Below are 17,716 nucleotides of genomic sequence, written 5' to 3'. Positions count from 1 at the left end.
TCCAAATCAATTCCCTGGAAGATAAAGCGGCTCGGCGTCCGTGCCATTTTAAAATCAAAGGAAGGCTTTGGTTTTTCAGCCTGAAGCTCAATGATTTCCATCTTGTCCAATTTCTTCTGACGGGACATGGCCATATTCCGTGTGGCGACACGGGCCTTGTTGCGATTGACAAAGTCCTGCAAATCCGCAATTTCCTTTTGCTGGCGCTCATAGGCTGCCTCCAACTGGGCCCGCTTCATGGCATGCACTTCTTGGAACTGGTAATAATTGCCAGAATAACGGGTCAAAAGCTGGTTTTCCACATGATAGACAATGTTAATCACGTCATTTAGGAATGGAATATCATGGGAAATCAAGACAAAGGCATTTTCATAATTTTGCAAGTAACGCTTGAGCCAGTCGATATGCTCCGCATCCAGGTAGTTAGTCGGCTCATCCAGAAGCAAGATGTCTGGTTTTTCCAAAAGGAGCTTGGCCAGAAGAATCTTGGTTCGCTGTCCACCGGACAACTCGGTAACATCCGTATCCATGCCATAATCCATGACACCCAAAGCACGCGCCACCTCGTCAATCTTGGCATCTAAGGTATAAAAGTCACGGCTTTCCAGACGGTCTTGGAGTTCGCCAACCTCTTCCATAAGGGCATCCATATCGGCCCCTTCTTCTGCCATGGACATGTAGATATCATTGATACGGCTTTCCGTCTTAAAGAGCTCGTCAAAAGCAGTCCGCAGGACATCACGGACAGACTGGCCCTTTTCCAGCTTGGCATGCTGGTCCAAGTAACCTGCGGTCACATAGCGGGACCATTCGACCTTGCCCTCATCAGGCTGCAACTGCCCCGTCACGATGGACATGAAGGTGGATTTTCCTTCACCATTGGCACCGACAAGGCCAATATGTTCGCCCTTGAGCAGTCGAAAGGACACATTTTCAAAAATGGCCCGATCACCAAAACCATGGCTCAAATTCTTTACTTCTAAAATACTCATAGTTTCCTCACAAAAGAGGCTGGAAATTATTCCAGTCTCTGTTTACTCTTCTTAATCTAAACCGATCTCAGCACGGACCACATCCGCGATGGTATCCACATAGTAGTCTACCTCTGCATCTGTTGGAGCTTCTGCCATGACACGCAGCAGCGGCTCTGTTCCAGAAGCACGGACCAAAATCCGGCCATTTCCAGCCATTTCGGCTTCCATCTTTTCGATGATGGCCGCAATAGCTGGAACTTCAATGGCCTTGTCCTTCATGGCATTTTCAACGCGGATATTGACCAATTTCTGTGGGTAGATGGTCACTTCAGCTGCCAATTCGGACAAAGTTTTGCCCGTTTCCTTCATCACTTTGGTTAATTGTACTGCGGTCAGCTGACCATCACCAGTAGTGTTGTAATCCATGAGAATGACATGCCCTGACTGTTCACCACCTAGATTAAAGCCTGACTTGCGCATTTCTTCCACAACATAACGGTCGCCTACTGCTGTCACAGCTTTGCCAATTCCTTCTCTGTCCAATGCCTTATGGAAACCAAGATTGGACATAACAGTTGTCACAATGGTATTTTGAGCCAAAAGTCCTTTGTCGGACAAGTATTTCCCAATGATGTACATAATGCGGTCACCGTCTACCAAGTCGCCGTTTTCATCGACTGCAATCAGGCGGTCACTGTCACCGTCAAAGGCCAAACCAATTTGGCTTCCTGTTTCCTTGACTAATTCCTGCAATTTCTCAGGGTGGGTCGAACCAACACCTTCATTGATATTGAGACCATCTGGATGCTCGGCCATAACAGTCAAATCAGCACCCAAGTCCACAAAGACCTGACGAGCAGAAGTCGCTGCAGCACCATTTGCAATATCTAGGGCTACTTTGAGACCATCTAACTCCAAACCAGTTGACACCAAGAATTGCTGGTATTTACGCAAACCTTCTGGATAATCTACTACATCGCCCAATCCTTGAGCAGATGGACGAGGAAGGGTATCCTCTTCTGCGTCCAAGAGTGCTTCGATTTCGGCTTCCAGATTGTCATCTAGTTTGAAGCCATCACCAGCGAAGAACTTAATTCCATTGTCCTGAGCTGGATTGTGGCTGGCTGAAATCATCACACCAGCGCTGGCTTTTTCAGTCTTGACCAAATGAGCCACACCAGGTGTTGCCAAAACTCCCAATTTATATACATGAATACCGACAGAAAGGAGCCCTGCCACTAAGGCTGATTCCAACATTTGTCCTGAAATCCGAGTATCACGTGCCACAAAGACACGCGGCACATCTTTTTCATGCTGACTGAGAACATAGCCTCCATAGCGGCCTAATTTAAAAGCCAATTCCGGAGTCAATTCAACGTTTGCTTCTCCACGGACACCATCCGTACCAAAATATTTACCCATTTTCCTAATCCTTTTTAATCCTTATTTTTAGTTATTGTTGCCTGCATGCTAGTCACTTCCTGCGAGAAGATCACTGGTAAAATCTGACCTTGGGAGTCTACCGCCTGTAAGGTGGCCGTACCCGTGTAATTTTCTGACAAGTCGCTCGCATCTGTGATAACTGCTTCTACTCGATCCACCCGGGCAAGGGTTTCTTCATCACTGGTCACCTTGACGGTTGAAGTCCCTACTGTGATTTTAGCCACTGAGTACCCGACAGCTAGCTGCGTATCATAAATATTACCGACTACGGTAAAGTTTTTGCTGGCCCGTTTACCAATTTTCACGGACAGATTTACTGGTGTCAGATTGGCATTGACACCCTTTGGCAAATCCAAAACCTGCAGTTTAACCAAGTGAGTTCCGGTGTCCAAATCTCTCAAATCCGCCTTGACTTGGAAGCTTCGAGTAGCTTCATCCGTTTCCCTTTGTAAAATCAGGCGATTGGAGCCAATCAGGTCGACAGTGACCGTTGAGGCAAAACCTGAAATAAAGTATTTTTCACTGTCATACTCAATACTGACAGGAACATTGTTAACCGTATTTGTATAGGTTTCTTTAGCTTGTTGCTGGTTGGTATTGACAGAATTTTTATAGTTGGTCGTTGTCGCATAAAAGAAGAGCAAGAAAGCAATTAAGATTGAGGCCCCCAGTTGACCAATCATTTTAAGTTTTTCATTCATTAACCTTGACCTCCCAATCGTTTCCACCAAGATGCCGGTGTCTCACTTTCAGAAATCAAATGTGAACGCAGACTTGCCTCAAATTCTTCCATTGTCAAATCGTGGCGAAAGTTGCCATTAACCGCTATAGAAAGACCACCTGTCTCTTCTGAAACAACAAAGACAAAGGCATCTGAGACTTCCGATAAGCCGATGGCTGCTCGGTGTCGGGTTCCAAATTCCTTGGAGATTCCTGCACTTTCTGACAGAGGAAAATAGGCACTGGCCACTGCAACCTTGTTGTCTTTAATAATAACAGCCCCATCATGCAGAGGGGTATTGGGAATAAAGATGTTAATAAGCAATTCACCTGAAACTGTTGCATCCAGCTCAATCCCTGTTGAGCGATATTCCTGCAAGGTTCTGGCTCCCTCAATAGCCACCAAGGCCCCTATTTTACGAGGGCTCATGTATTTAACAGCTTTGACAATTGATTTGAGGACCATTTCTTCGGAGGTCATAGCGGGACCTGAAAAGATATGGGTGGTTCGGCCTAGCTTTTCCAACATAGCCCGAAACTCTGGTGCAAAAATGACAACCGCCGCAATGACTGCATAGGACATAATCAAGTTCATCAGCCAAGAGATGGTTTGTAGGCCCACTAAGCCTGCCACTATCTGCGCTAGAACAAAGAGAAAAACTCCCTTAATCAAGGTCATAATCTTAGTCCCGGCCAAGGACTTACTAAGGTGATAGATAATATAGATGACCAAAGCGATGTCAATTAGATGAACAATGGCTGTCCAAGGACTGGCCAATAAACTGTCCCAATATTGTGGGTCAAGCAACTGATTCAAACTCAACATATAAACTCATCATTTCCTGTTCTTACATACTATTCTACTATTATACCATACTTTACTCACATATTTCATGATTGAGATCATTTCAATTCTAGAAAATCAGCTTTCTTTGTGTTAAAATAGTCCCATGAAACTAAATACATTATTAGGAATTGCGGCAGGCAAAAGCAGTCAATTTATTCTCAATAAGTTGGGACGAGGAACTACTCTGCCTGGAAAAATCGCTCTTCGATTTGATAAACATATTCTAGATAGTCTGGCAAAGGATTATGAGATTGTTGTCATTACAGGAACCAATGGAAAAACCCTGACCACTGCTCTAACAGTGGGTATTCTTCAAGAGGCTTATGGTCAAGTCACCACCAACACGAGCGGTGCCAATATGATTACAGGCATCACAGCCACTTTTCTTTCTGCCAAGAAAAACAAAAACGGCAAGAAGGTAGCAGTTCTGGAGATTGATGAGGCTAGTCTGGCCCGTGTGACCGAATTTATCAAACCCAGTCTTATTGTCTTTACCAATATTTTCCGCGATCAGATGGACCGTTATGGTGAGATTTATACCACCTACCAGATGATTTTGGATGGAGCTGCCAAGGCACCAAAGGCTACTATCCTGGCCAATGGAGATAGCCCACTCTTCAACTCCGTCAAGACCATCAACCCTATCAAGTACTATGGTTTTGCGACTGAGGAAGGTCAGCCTGAGTTGGCCCATTACAATACAGAAGGCATCCTCTGCCCGAATTGTCACTCTATCTTGCGCTACAAGATGAATACCTATGCTAATCTGGGCAGCTACATCTGCCTCCACTGTGATTTTAAACGACCTGACTTGGACTACCAGCTGACAGAGCTAAAAGAAATTACAAACACTTCCTCTACTTTTGTCATCGATGGTCAAACCTACAAAATCAACATCGGCGGTCTTTACAATATCTACAACGCCCTTGCGGCAGTTAGTGTGGCAGAATTTTTCGGTATTTCAGCAGAGACCATCAAGGCCGGTTTCGAAAAGAGCAAGGCCGTCTTTGGCCGGCAGGAAACCTTTAAGGTGGGTGATAAGGATTGTACCCTAGTCCTCATCAAGAATCCTGTCGGGGCAACCCAAGCCATTGAAATGATGAAGTTAGCTCCTTATGATTTCAGCCTATCGGTTCTTCTCAATGCCAACTATGCGGACGGCATCGATACCAGCTGGATTTGGGACGCCGATTTTGAACAAATCCAGCACATGGACATCACCCAGATTTTTGCTGGCGGCGTACGTGCTTCTGAAATTGCCCGCCGTTTGCGGGTGACAGGCTATGATGAAGATAAGATTTCAGAACTGAATAGCCTCGAAAAAGTACTTTCTGCCATTGAACAACAAGAAAGTCAACAGGCCTACATCTTAGCCACCTACACAGCTATGTTAGAGTTGCGGGAATTATTGGCCCAGCGTCACGCAGTCGGAAAGGAGATGAAATAATGGTCTATACTTCATTAAAAAGTCCTGAAAAAGACTACTCCTACAACCTCAACATCGCTCATCTCTATGGTGATTTGATGAATACTTATGGCGATAATGGCAATATCCTCATGCTCAAATATGTGGCAGAAAAGATGGATGCCCGAGTTCAGGTGGACATCGTCTCTCTGGCAGATGGCTTTGACAAGGATTTCTACGATCTGGCCTTTTTTGGTGGTGGTCAAGATTTTGAACAAGCCATACTAGCTCAAGATTTACCGACTAAAAAGAAAAATCTGGCTGATTATATTGAGAACGAAGGCGTATTTCTGGCCATCTGTGGCGGTTTCCAGCTTCTGGGCCAATACTACATCGAGGCTGGTGGTCGCAAAATTGATGGCCTGGGGATTCTAGGCCACTACACCCTCAATCAAGAGAATAACCGCTACATCGGTGACATCAAGATTCACAACGACGAATTTAACGAGACCTACTATGGTTTTGAAAACCACCAAGGTCGCACTTTTCTAGCAGAAAATCAAAAACCACTGGGAAAAGTGGTCTACGGGAATGGCAATAACAAAGAAGACGGTGGTGAGGGCATGCACTACAAAAATACCTTTGGCAGCTACTTTCACGGTCCGATTCTTTCTCGAAACGCCAATCTAGCCTATCGCTTAGTCGCAACTGCCCTACAAAAAAAATACGGCTCAGATATCCAGCTCCCAGCCTACGAAGACATCCTTAGCAAGGAAAAACCAGAAGAATATGCTGACATAAAAAGTAAAGCAGAAAAATCCTCATAAAAGACTGACTCCAGCAGATTAGCTTCTGCTGGAGTTTTTTTGCACAAAGAAAGAAGCTGGACCCAAGTCCAGCCCCTTTTCAGGAGATTATGAAAAAATATTTAGGAGTAATCTTAGTATAAGACAAGCTAAGATTATTTCCATCCGTCTGAGGACTGATTTTTCCTAAAAAAGTTTGCGAACTTCAAATCTCGTCTTGGTATTCTTAAGAGCAGATCCTATGGTAACTGCTGCGGCAACGACGTTAAAAATAATAATCATAGCTAAGTTCAAGTAATAAGTATGACTATCGATATAACCTTCAGCTAGAAACTCATGAATGTAGGGAAGGGTATCAAAAATGCTCACTTCGTAATATCGTGCAAAAGATACAGCCCAGTCCAGTTGATTGGCAAAATAGGTCATGACCAGACTGACCAGGATAGAGATGATGGCCCCCTTGGTGGAAAAGCGTCTTGCCAGCAGTTCATATCCCTTGACGACACAAGCCCCCATGGCCATACCTGATAGGGCAGAAACATAACCTAGTTGGCCCACTAAAACAATGGCAGCGACCCCAATCAAGGAACCTAGAACCGCACCAATAAAACCTAAAAAGACATTTTCACTAGCTTGAAGACTTTCTTGCTCGGAACGGTCCAGCTCACGACTAACAGTTCCAAAGGCTTCTGGTGTCAAAAAGGAATACTGATTGCCAACTTGGTAGAGATGAACATCCTTGGTCTCTCCCGTCATTTCACAGACTTGTACATAGCTATGAGTTGACAAATAGGCTGTAAGTGACTCCAATGCTTCCAAAACATTGGCCTTGCGTTTGGATTTGGTCATGCCTCCCTTGACAGTTATGGTTAGTTTGTGATTTTTAAAGGAACAATGCTGCACTGTTGGAATCTCCATTTTCAAAACCTTGGTATCCAAGGTTTGCACAGCCGAGTCATTTTTGACAGAAAACATGAGTGTTATCACACCATTTCCCACCTCAGAGGCCAGAAAAGTATAGTTATTTTTCTGACCATACATGATCGTTCCCTGGCTCTCAAAAATATAGCCATTTTCCTGCGCAATTTGTTTTAAAATTGACATTTTTTTCTCCTAATTCTTTTTCAAGTTCCCCTGTGGGAGCTTCATTTTATACGCTTCGCTACTTCTTTTTTCTTGGTAAGATCTCTTGAATTTTGTCCAAATTCTTTTTGATGATCTGAGCATTGGCGGCTTTCTTATCCTGTTCAGACTTCCGTAAAATTCGGCTGGCCTGCTTGGTCGCCGCATCCAGGTAAAAGAGCTTAATCAGACTGCCTTTTTTGACAGGTGTCAGGCTGATGCGAGGATTGGGGGACATGGAAATCACTTGGTTGACCATCACACTGGCATATTGAGACCGGGGTTTAATGGGAAAGGCAGCTACTCGGTAACCTAGATTTTCCAGAAGTTCCTGGGCTTCAGACAAGACTAGGCCAGTCACATCTGGCAAAGCAATATCTTTTTTGCTCTCCTCAATAACATGGTCATCAACATAGTAGAGTTTGACAAGGGAGCCTGGCCGAACCTTGCCAGACCGAGGCATCATAGCGACTACTTCACCCGCATCTGCCTTAGTATAGCGCTTATTTGGCTTGGCTAGAAGGACAATGACTTGCAGGCCCAATCCTTCCAGATGCTCCTTGGCCTGTTGGATATCCACATCCAAGAGATTGGGAATGGCCACCAGGCTTTGCTTGAGCTGGTGCTGCCGATCCAGATGCTTATCCACAATGGGGGCCGTTTTGTCTGTTATCTTACCCACAATTTCAACTGTATCTGGAATCACACTCAGAATCATATTGGCTGCTCCAAGAAGCTTGCCCATCTTACCAGATGTTTTTTTCACAACTTGTTTACTGGAATTGGTTGGCATAGGGACCTCCTTTTCTATCTATTATAGCAAAATGTTTGAGGATTCATCTACTCTAACCCTTGACTCAAGACTTCCCACTCCTCCATCAACTCTTCCTGTTCCTGGCTGAGTTGGTCCAGTTCTTTTTGCAGGTCCATGAGTTGGCTGGCATCATTGGTGTTGGCCATGGCCTGACTGAGCTCGGCTTCTTTGGCTTCCATCAGGGTTAGCTGGTCCTCGATTTGCTGGATGCGGCGCGTGATTTTGCGAATTTCCTTTTGACTTTCCTTCTGCTGCTGATAATCGGTGGTCACTGGCTCAGCTGCCTTCGAGCTGGTCAGGTCCACTTTTGCCTGCTTTTGCCGCTCTAGCCTTTCCAGATCTGCCTTTTTCTCCAAGTAATAATCATAATCGCCCAGATAAAGGGTGGAGCCCGTTTCAGAGATTTCCAGGACCTTGGTGGCTAGGCGGTTGATGAAATAGCGGTCGTGACTGACAAAGAGGAGGGTGCCGTCAAAGTCAATCAGGGCACTTTCAAGAACCTCCTTGCTGTCGATGTCCAGGTGGTTGGTGGGCTCGTCCAGGATGAGGAAGTTGTTATTTTCCATGGATAATTTAGCCAAGAGCAGGCGGGCCTTCTCCCCACCAGAAAGCATGGACACGGACTTCTTGACATCATCACCTGAAAAGAGAAAGCCCCCCAACCGATTGCGGATGTCCAGCTCCGGCTGATTGGGAAAATCGTTCCAGAGTTCGTCCAGAACCGTATTGGTCCGAGTCAACTTGGACTGGGTCTGGTCATAGTAGCTGACCGCCACATTGGCTCCATAGGTCGACTGGCCCTTGATAAAGGGAATTTGCCCAATGACTGACTTGAGAAGTGTGGTCTTGCCGATTCCATTTGAGCCAACGATGGCGATGGCATCAAATTTCTTGACATCCAAGGAAATGGGCTGGGATAAAATCTGGTCCCCATAGCCAATAGCCGCATCCGTGACCGTCAGCACCACATTGCCCGATGGTTTTTCGGACTGGAAGGTCATGTTGGCAGACTTGCTTCCTGCCTGAGGTTTGTCTAGTCGCTGCATCTTCTCCAGTTGCTTGCGCCTCGCTTGGGCCCGCTTGGTAGTGGAGGCTCGAACAATGTTGCGCTGGACAAAATCTTCTAACTTGGCAATTTCCTTCTGCTGCTTCTCGTAATTTTTTTCCTCAGTGGCCAGTTTTTCAGCCTTGAGGTCCATAAACTTAGAATAATTGCCCACATAGCGGTCCAGGGAATGCGGGGTTAAATCCAGGGTCACCGTTGCTACCTTATCTAAGAAATAGCGGTCGTGACTGACGATGATTAGGGCCCCCTGGTAATTGGTCAGATAATTCTCTAACCAGGCAATACTGTCGATGTCCAAGTGGTTGGTCGGCTCGTCCAGTACCAGCAATTCAGGTTTTTCCAGTAGCATCTTGGCCAGGGCCAGCCGGGTGTTTTGCCCGCCAGAAAGCTCCTCAATCTTCATGTTCCACATGGACTGGTCAAACTTAAAGCCATTGAGAATGGCCTTGATGTCCGATTCGTAGCTGAAACCACCAGAGGATCGAAAGTCTTCGGACAGACGATCATAATCAGCCAGGAGTTTATCAAAAGCAGGCCCCATCAAGTCGGCCATCTGCTCTTCCATGGCTCGGAGTTTTCTTTCTGTGGTCCGTAAGTCATCAAAGACAGAAAGCATCTCCTCAAAAATGGTCCGATCCGATTCGAAGCGGGAATCTTGTGCCAAATAGGATAGGGTCAGGTCCCGCTTGCGATTGACCTCGCCAGAGGTCGGCGCTTCTTCCCCAACCAGTATTTTTAGCAAGGTAGACTTGCCCGCACCGTTGCGCCCCACCAGGGCAATGCGGTCGCGCTCATCCACCTGAAGATTAATATTGTCAAAGAGCACATCTCCCGCAAAGGAGCGCTCAATCTTGTGTCCACTCAGTATAATCATATGTTCATTGTACCAAAAAAGCAGGGAAATTTCCCTACTTAATACCTTATGACAACCGTTCTTCTTCCTTATAATCAATGGGCAATTTTTTCAGGAAAACCTGCAGCTGCTGCTCCCAGTAGTACCAGTCATGGGTGCCATGGCCAACCTGACTGTCCAGGTCCAGACCCATTGCCAGCAAGGCCTTGACAGCTTTTTGATTGCTGGCAAAGAGAAAATCCTCCTTGCCACACCAGCTGTAAAATTTCGATTGGCCATCGTGCTGCCGGGCCAGGGTCGGAATCAGGTGCTGTTCCAGGTTTTCCTCGGTCAAGGGGCCAAAAACTCCCTGCCAGTATGCAGTGTTGGCATTGACATTGGCCGTCAATTCCTCTAAGTCCAGGCCGATACCTAGAGCCCCTGAAAAGGATCCCACATAGGCATAGTCATTGGTGGTCAGTCCGATTTTAAAGGCCCCATAGCCACCCATGGACAGACCTGCAATGAAGGTCTTCTCCCGTTTTTTGGTCATATTAGGGAAAAAGCGCTGCATGACCTTGGGCAATTCTGTGGCGATGGCATCAAAATAATGCAGACCATAGGTGGTATTGGTATACCAGCCCAAATCCGTATTGGGCATGATGACGATTAAGTTGGTATGCCGAATCAGCCGCTCGATGGCTGTCCGTTTCCGCCAGGAATTCTCATTGCCACTCATCCCGTGGAGCAGATAGAGGACAGGGATGTCCTTACAATCCACCTGATCAGGTTCAAGCTCCGCCGCATCTGGATAAATGACGCTGACATGCCGGGCCATGTCCAAGACTTCAGAATAATACTCAATTTCAAAAGTTGCCATCTGGTTTCTCTCCTTTTTTAGAAAAGAGCTAGTTGCCTAGCTCTCAATAATCATTTATTTCACTTCCATGATAACTGGAAGAATGGATGGACGGCGCTTGGTTTGCTCAAAGAGATACTTGGACAAATCATCCCGCACCGCACTCTTGAGTTCTCCCCAGTCAAAACTATCCTTGGTGAAGTACTTCTCCACACTGGCATTAACCAGCTCAGCCGACTCCCGCAGGATATCCCGACTCTTCTTGACATAGATAAATCCACGGGTATTGACCTTGGCCTTGGAAATGATTTTCTTTTCCTTGCGGTTAACCGTAATGGCCACGATGAAAATCCCATCCTCTGACAAGAGCTTGCGGTCACGCAGGACAATATTACCCACATCACCGATGGCATTACCGTCAATCATGACATCGCCAGCAGGCACCGCCCCGTTATGGACAAATTCACCCTGCTCATAAGCCATGACATCGCCCCTTTTGACGATAAAGATATTTTCTGGGTAAAAGCCAATTTCAAGGGCTGCATTGGCATGGGCATCCAGCTGCCGATATTCCCCCTGGATAGGGAAAAGATACTTGGGCCGCAGGATATTGAGCATGAGCTGCAAGTCACGGGCATTCCCATGCCCTGACACCCGCAGATTTTTAGTGATAGACTTGACGATACCGCCAGCCTGGTAAACCATGTTTTCAACACGCGCCACTACTGCTTCCTTGGAAACAGTTGGAGTGGTGACGATGTAAACCAGATCTCCATCCTTGATTTGAACATAGCGGTGACGGCCGATGGACATCTTGCGTAAGCCATTGAGAGGCTCACCCATCCGACCTGTTTCCAAGATAATGAGCTCATGGTCCTCAAACTTACTCATTTCTTTTGGCTTAATCAGCAAACGCTCGCTGGCCAGGCGCAATTTTTTCAGCTGAATGGCCGTCCGCACGATATTTTCCACGTCGTGTCCTGTCAAGACCACTCGGCGACCCGTCGCCTCGGCCGCATCAAAAATCTGCTGGATGCGGATGATATTGCTGGCAACAGCCGCCACAATGACCCGGCCTTCCCAGTCTTCAATGGTATTGAGAATCTCTTCGCGCTCCTCATGCATGCTGGCTACCTGAACATGGCTGTCCGCATTGGCAGAGTCAGACAAGAGGGCCAAAACCCCCTCACGGCCAATTTCCGCCAGACGGGCAAAATCCGTCCGATAGTAGGCCGCTGCAGCCTGGTCAAACTTGAAATCACCTGTGTAGACGATATTTCCCTCATCCGTCTTGACCACAATCCCCAAACTCTCTGGAATGGAGTGGGTGGTTTTGAAGAAGGAAATGACGGAATCTCCAAAGTCAATCTCTGATTTGGCATTGATGACATGGAAGTCATTGAACTTCTTGGTGGCCGCATAATTTTTAACCACCAACTTGGCCAGCTCAATGGTCAAATGGGAACCAAAAACCGGCACCTTGACCTTTTCCAAGAGATAGGGCAGGGCCCCGATGGCATCCGCATGCCCATGGCTCAGGAAAATCCCTGCCACCCGGTTCTTATTTTCCACTAGGTAATCAAAGTTGGGAACAATGACATCCACGCCCAACTGTTCATTTTCTGGGTATTTGAGCCCAGCATCCAGCACAAAAATGCTGTCCTTGACCTCAGCGATGTAGAGATTTTTTCCATTCTCCCGCACACCACCTAAGGCCATAATTTTAATATCGCTCATGATATTTTCCTCTTTTTATGATTTTTTCATACAAACGGTCCTTGTTTCCTAACTGTTGAAAGGTTGACAAGTCGAATTACTGTTCTGCAGATTCCTGCATATCAGACATATTATACCATTTTTTCTCATGAAAAGCGACAAATGAAAAGCCCACTTTCATGGGCTCTTCCTACTCAAAAAACTGGTAATAATCCGCAATCTGCATTTGGGATTTTTCGGCCTGGTTGAGGTCTTTGACGATTTTGCCCTCCTTCATGACGATGAGGCGGTTGCCGTGTTTGAGGGCATCCTCCATATGATGGGTAATCATGAGAGCGGTCAAACGATCTTCTCTGACAAATTCATCCGTCAGCTGCATGAGGGAGACACTGGTTTTGGGATCCAAGGCCGCCGTATGCTCATCCAGGAGCAAAAGTTCAGGCCGTTTCAGGGTCGCCATAAGCAGGCTCAGTGCCTGGCGTTGGCCTCCCGATAAGAGACCGGTCGGGGTTTCCAGATGCTGGTCCAAGCCATTTCCCGTCCTGGTCAGCAAGTTGATAAACTCTTCCTTGTGGGCCTGGATATTGCGGGGTGAAAAGGGACGCTTCTGGCCTCGGTCCTTAGCAATGAGCAGGTTCTCCGCCACTGTCATGCGGGGCGCTGTCCCCATTTTTGGATCCTGGAACACACGGGCCAGGTACTTGGCCCTTTTCTCAGCGGGTAGGTGGGTCACATCCTCACCCAGGATGGAAATGGTCCCGCTGGTCAAGAGCAGGGTACCGGCAATCACATTGAAAAGCGTGGATTTCCCAGCTCCGTTGCCACCTAAGATGGTTAGAAAATCATGTTCGTAAATGTCCAGATTGACATCATCCAAGATGGCCTTGACTTCATCAAAGCCATTATTGACTTGGACAGTGGCCTTTTTCAATTCAACTATTTTCTTCATCGTGATAAGGTCACCCCCTTGAAGACTTTCTTTTTCAAAACAGGCACCATGAGGCAGATGGCCAGGACAAGGGCACTGAAGAGTTTAAGGTAGTTGGTGTTAAAGCCAAGGGCGATGACTGCTGCGATCAAGAATTGGTAGAGGATGGAACCAACGACGATAGCAATCAGTCGCTCCAGTAAGGTTAATCCAGTCGAGAAGAGGACCTCTCCGATGATGATGGAAGCAAGGCCAATGACGATAACCCCAATCCCCTTGGACACATCGGCGTAGCCATCCTGTTGGCTGACCAGGGCTCCAGCTAGTGCAATGAGACCATTGGATACCACCAAGCCCATGACTTCCATGCGGTCGGTATTGATCCCAAAACTTTTTGCCATGTCCCGATTGTCACCCGTCGCGATATAGGCCTGACCCAGCTTGGTATAGAGGAAGTAGATCAGTCCCGCAATGACCAAAAGGACCGCCAAAAGCCCCAAGATGAGGAGATTGCTGTCCTTGGAAAACGGCAGCAGGTCCTGCAAGGTTTGGATATCCAGCAAGCCAAGGTTAGCTCGGCCCATAATCATGAGCATCAGAGAATTACAGGAGGTCATGACCAGGATACCCGCCAAAAGGGTCGGAATCTTCCCCTTAGTATAGAGAAGACCAGTGGCCAATCCAGCCAGACAGCCAGCCAGGGCTCCAGTCAGTGTAGCTACCAGCGGATGAATCTCCATATTCATCAGGGTGACTGCCACTGCTCCACCCAAGGGAAAGGAGCCCTCAGTGGTCATATCTGGAAAGTTTAGAATGCGAAAGGTCAGGTAAATTCCCAATCCGAGAATCCCCCACAAAAGACCTTGCGATACAGATGAGATAATCATATTGTCTACTTTCTATTCATCAGCTTCAACAGCGATATCTGCCTCTTCCAGCAAGCTGTCTGGAATAGTGATACCTAGTTCTTTGGCAGCCTTCAAGTTGACAGTTGGCACACCAGTATCTACCACCTTGACTGGAACCTCAGAAACCTTTTTCCCAGCAAGGATTTTCACAGCGATTTTGGCTGTTTCCAGTCCCAAATCGTATTGGCTTTGGGCAACAGAGGCAATGGAGCCTTGTTTGACCATGGTGTCCACACTAGAGTAAACTGGAATTTTGGCTGCATTGGCTGCTGTCACAACCGTTGGAAAGGCGGAAGCGATGGTATTGTCTTGAGGTACAAAGATGGCATCAACCTTGCCTGTCATCACAGACATGGTGGTGGTGATTTCATTAGTGGATGGCACTGCGTATTCCACAACAGTCAAGCCCGCTTCTTCTGCATACTGGGTAAATTCTTTGACCTGGGAAACGGAGTTGTCTTCGCTGCTGGCATAGAGGACACCGATGGTTTTGGCATCTGGTGTGATGGTCTGGATCAATTCAACAGTTTGGGCATGAGGCACATGGTTGGACAGTCCTGTCACATTGCCATCTGGCTTATCCAAGCTTTTCACCAATTTGGCTCCGACAGGATCCGAAATAGCTCCCATGATGACTGGAATGTCCGAGGTCGCGGAAGCCAAACCTTGGGCAGCTGGAGTCGCAATCCCGATGACCACATCATTGCCATCGTCGACCAGTTTCTTACTCATGGTTTGAATCTTACTTTGGTCTGCTTCGGCGTTGAGCACGGTCAATTCAACATTGCTGCCTTCATAACCAGCATCCGCCAGACCGTCCTCGATGCCTCGTTCGATTTCATCCAAGGCATCATGGGTGACAAATTGCAGAATACCAATTTTAACCACCTGATTTTCCGATGAAGAGGAGGTTTCCTGTCTTTGACTGACGAAAAGGACTCCGACAACTAAGAGGGCCAAGGCGGCAAGGGTTCCGATTAAAGCTTTATTTTTCATAATATTCTCCTTATTTTTTACTGAGTTGAGTCAAGAATCAAGAGTCTGCTAAAAAGAAAAAGCGCCTAGTAAGTTTTCCTACTACGCGCCCCTATATGGTCCATGAAGACTAGCGCATAGATACTTTTTAGAAGTACTCCAAAAGCCGTATCTATGCACAAACATAAACACAACTTTACCTACGCCAGTTTTGCCAGTTTGTAAGTGGTTGAGTGTATGCCATCTTCATTTCCTCCTGAACTTATTTTGTTTTATTATACCCTATTTTGAGAAAAATGCAAGTCCATTGTTTGAATTTTTTCACAATTTAAAATGATTTATTTGAGCAGACGAAGCCCGTTAAGAATAACCAGAATGGTGGACATTTCGTGGAAGATAACCCCCTTTGTCAGGTCCAGCAAACCAAGTATGTTCAGTGTAATCAAGACAATGATGACACCGACTGAGAAGAAAAGATTTTGCCAGATGATGCGATTGAGCTTGTGGCTGAGTTTAAATACTTGGAAGAGTTTGGCAAAATTATTTTGCACCATCACCAGCTCCGCTGATTCCATGGCAATGGCCGAACCTGAACCCATGGCAATCCCCACATTAGCATTGGCTAGGGCAGGGGCGTCATTGATGCCATCTCCAATCATAGCCACCACTCGGCCTGCTGCTTGGCTGCCTTGAACATCCTTGATTTTATCCTGAGGCAGGCAGTTGGCCCGGAAATCATCCACTGCCACTTCCTTGGCAATCCGTTCTGCCACGGCTTCATTGTCCCCAGTCAACATCACAACTTCCACTCCTTCTTTTTGGAAATCATGGACAGCCTGGGCCGATTCGGGACGGACCTGATCCGCCAAGTTCAGGTAACCAACTACCATATCTCCTTTGGCCACAATGACCGTGGTCTGTCCAGCTGACAAACTCTGGGCATAACCATTTGGGTCCTGATAATCCGCAAAGGCAGCTGGTTTGCCCACCCGCACATCACCGCAAATCAAGCCCATCCCAGACTCCTCTTGCACGCTCAGATTGGCAGGAAGCTGAGACAAGTCCACATCCGAATAGTGCTTGACAATGGCTTGGGCAATGGGATGATGGGAACTTTGCTCCATGGCAATAACAAGTGGCAAAATATCTTCAGGAATGACCGCATCTAAGACTTCAAAATTTCCATAGGTCAGGGTTCCAGTCTTGTCTGAATAAATCAAATCAACCGCAGCCAGATTTTCAAGGGCTGTCCCTCCCTTAATGAGCACACCGATACGGGCTCCTTTACTGATGGCACTGAGGGTGGCTGGTGTAACGGAAGCTACTAAGGCACAGGGACTGGCCACCGTCAAGAGGACCATGCCCCGGTAAAAGGCATCTTGAAAAGCCAAACCTTGAAGCTGATTGAGGGCTAGGATAAAGAGGGGCACAGCCAAGAGGACACCAATTACATAGAAACGCTCGAAGCGGTCAATCCAGGCCCCAATTTTGGAAGGTTGGTTCTGGGCCTGCTCTACCATCCGAATGATGTTGGAAAAAACAGTCTGGTCGCTGGTCTTTGTCACCTGGAGTGTGACTGCATGACCTTCATTGAGGGTCCCAGCAAAGACTTCATCCCCTACTTCCTTCTCAACAGGAACAGCTTCACCAGTCAGGGCCATTTCATTGACCGTTGTCGGATTCATGGCCAGGCTGTCAATCGGAATCTGATTGCCCTTGGCCACCAAGATTAGGTCCCCGACTTGGAGTTCCTCAGTCGGCACTTCCTGAGTCTGTCCATCCGCTTGCAGGAGTTGGGCGGTTTCTGGCACCTGGGACATGAGGCTGGAAATGGCGGATGTGGATTTTTCCGTCACATAGGCCTCCAAGACCTCTGCAGTCGCAAAGATAAAGAGTAGGATGGTGGCCTCACTTTCTTCCTGGATAATCAAGGCACCCAAGGCCGCCAAAATCATGAGCAAGTCCACATTTGGAGACCTGTCCTGAATGGAATCACGGATGGCCTTCTTGGAAGCAAAATAGCCCAGAAAGAAAACCGATAGGTAGAGAAAGGCATGGCCCAAAAGCTCAAAGCGGAAATGAAAAATCAAGCCCAAAATCATCAGGACGGTCCCAATGACCAAAAACTGAGCCGTTCGTTTGGCTTTAATGTAGTCTAACATAATATATTTCTCCTTGTTGTGTATGAATGTCTGGTCTGTCCAAGATGGGGCCTACATCCAAAGCTAGTCCCATCAATTTACAAAAAAAGTGCGCACCTATGGACAGTTTTGCACTGTCTCACAGGTATGCACTCTAACA

General features: G+C 47.0%; 15 protein-coding genes. 2 read left to right on the top strand and 13 right to left on the bottom strand.

Annotation, left to right across the window (positions count from 1 at the left end; genetic code table 11):
• From ACEYCN_RS01135 to cdaA, 4 genes are all read right to left on the bottom strand, one after another.
• A partial coding sequence (locus tag ACEYCN_RS01135; protein ID WP_373712467.1) for an ABC-F family ATP-binding cassette domain-containing protein occupies window positions 1–992 on the bottom strand: 992 nt, incomplete at its 3' end.
• Window positions 993–1,043: 51 nt separating this feature from the next.
• Entirely contained in the window at window positions 1,044–2,396 is a 1,353-nt protein-coding gene (gene glmM / locus ACEYCN_RS01130) for a phosphoglucosamine mutase (RefSeq protein ID WP_373712466.1), read from the bottom strand.
• A gap of 14 nt (window positions 2,397–2,410) precedes the next feature.
• Window positions 2,411–3,118, bottom strand: a complete 708-nt coding sequence (locus tag ACEYCN_RS01125; protein ID WP_373712465.1) for a YbbR-like domain-containing protein — start codon at window positions 3,116–3,118, stop codon at window positions 2,411–2,413.
• Entirely contained in the window at window positions 3,118–3,963 is an 846-nt protein-coding gene (gene cdaA, locus ACEYCN_RS01120; RefSeq protein WP_373712464.1) for a diadenylate cyclase CdaA, read from the bottom strand. The genes ACEYCN_RS01125 and cdaA overlap by 1 nt, the downstream gene beginning before the upstream one ends.
• Window positions 3,964–4,087: 124 nt before the next feature.
• Here cdaA and murT point away from each other — a divergent pair, with 124 nt between their 5' ends.
• Both murT and gatD read left to right on the top strand, forming a co-directional pair.
• Entirely contained in the window at window positions 4,088–5,431 is a 1,344-nt protein-coding gene (murT, locus tag ACEYCN_RS01115; RefSeq protein WP_373712463.1) for a lipid II isoglutaminyl synthase subunit MurT, read from the top strand.
• Window positions 5,431–6,216, top strand: a complete 786-nt coding sequence (gene gatD, locus ACEYCN_RS01110; RefSeq protein WP_373712462.1) for a lipid II isoglutaminyl synthase subunit GatD — start codon at window positions 5,431–5,433, stop codon at window positions 6,214–6,216. Before murT ends, gatD begins: the two co-directional genes overlap by 1 nt.
• Window positions 6,217–6,381: 165 nt before the next feature.
• Here gatD and ACEYCN_RS01105 read toward each other — a convergent pair whose 3' ends face one another.
• From ACEYCN_RS01105 to ACEYCN_RS01065, 9 genes are all read right to left on the bottom strand, one after another.
• Window positions 6,382–7,299 (bottom strand): hypothetical protein, encoded by a 918-nt coding sequence (locus ACEYCN_RS01105; protein WP_373712461.1) that lies wholly within the window; start codon window positions 7,297–7,299, stop codon window positions 6,382–6,384.
• Between the two features lie 58 nt (window positions 7,300–7,357).
• Complete coding sequence (locus tag ACEYCN_RS01100) at window positions 7,358–8,110, bottom strand: PASTA domain-containing protein (protein WP_373712460.1); 753 nt, start codon at window positions 8,108–8,110, stop codon at window positions 7,358–7,360.
• Between the two features lie 47 nt (window positions 8,111–8,157).
• Window positions 8,158–10,071, bottom strand: a complete 1,914-nt coding sequence (locus ACEYCN_RS01095; protein ID WP_373712459.1) for an ATP-binding cassette domain-containing protein — start codon at window positions 10,069–10,071, stop codon at window positions 8,158–8,160.
• Window positions 10,072–10,117: 46 nt separating this feature from the next.
• Window positions 10,118–10,909 (bottom strand): alpha/beta hydrolase, encoded by a 792-nt coding sequence (locus tag ACEYCN_RS01090; protein WP_373712458.1) that lies wholly within the window; start codon window positions 10,907–10,909, stop codon window positions 10,118–10,120.
• Window positions 10,910–10,963: 54 nt separating this feature from the next.
• Window positions 10,964–12,625 carry a ribonuclease J gene (locus tag ACEYCN_RS01085; protein ID WP_373712457.1) on the bottom strand — a complete coding sequence of 554 codons (1,662 nt, stop codon included), beginning with the start codon at window positions 12,623–12,625 and terminating at the stop codon, window positions 10,964–10,966.
• A 169-nt stretch (window positions 12,626–12,794) separates the two neighbouring features.
• The gene (locus tag ACEYCN_RS01080; protein WP_373712456.1) at window positions 12,795–13,553 is read right to left on the bottom strand and encodes an ABC transporter ATP-binding protein; all 759 of its coding nucleotides are present in this window, start codon (window positions 13,551–13,553) and stop codon (window positions 12,795–12,797) included.
• Window positions 13,550–14,419 (bottom strand): ABC transporter permease, encoded by an 870-nt coding sequence (locus ACEYCN_RS01075; RefSeq protein ID WP_373712455.1) that lies wholly within the window; start codon window positions 14,417–14,419, stop codon window positions 13,550–13,552. The genes ACEYCN_RS01080 and ACEYCN_RS01075 overlap by 4 nt, the downstream gene beginning before the upstream one ends.
• A 12-nt stretch (window positions 14,420–14,431) precedes the next feature.
• Entirely contained in the window at window positions 14,432–15,436 is a 1,005-nt protein-coding gene (gene trpX / locus ACEYCN_RS01070) for a tryptophan ABC transporter substrate-binding protein (RefSeq protein WP_373712454.1), read from the bottom strand.
• A 317-nt stretch (window positions 15,437–15,753) separates the two neighbouring features.
• Window positions 15,754–17,577 (bottom strand): heavy metal translocating P-type ATPase, encoded by a 1,824-nt coding sequence (locus ACEYCN_RS01065; protein WP_373712453.1) that lies wholly within the window; start codon window positions 17,575–17,577, stop codon window positions 15,754–15,756.
• Between the last annotated feature and the right edge of the window lie 139 nt (window positions 17,578–17,716).

This window comes from Streptococcus sp., from assembly GCF_041802885.1.
In the GTDB taxonomy this organism is placed as follows: Bacteria; Bacillota; Bacilli; order Lactobacillales; family Streptococcaceae; genus Streptococcus.
The sequence above is the reverse complement of the archived record's forward strand: the minus strand, read 5'-3'. Positions and strand labels throughout refer to the sequence as shown.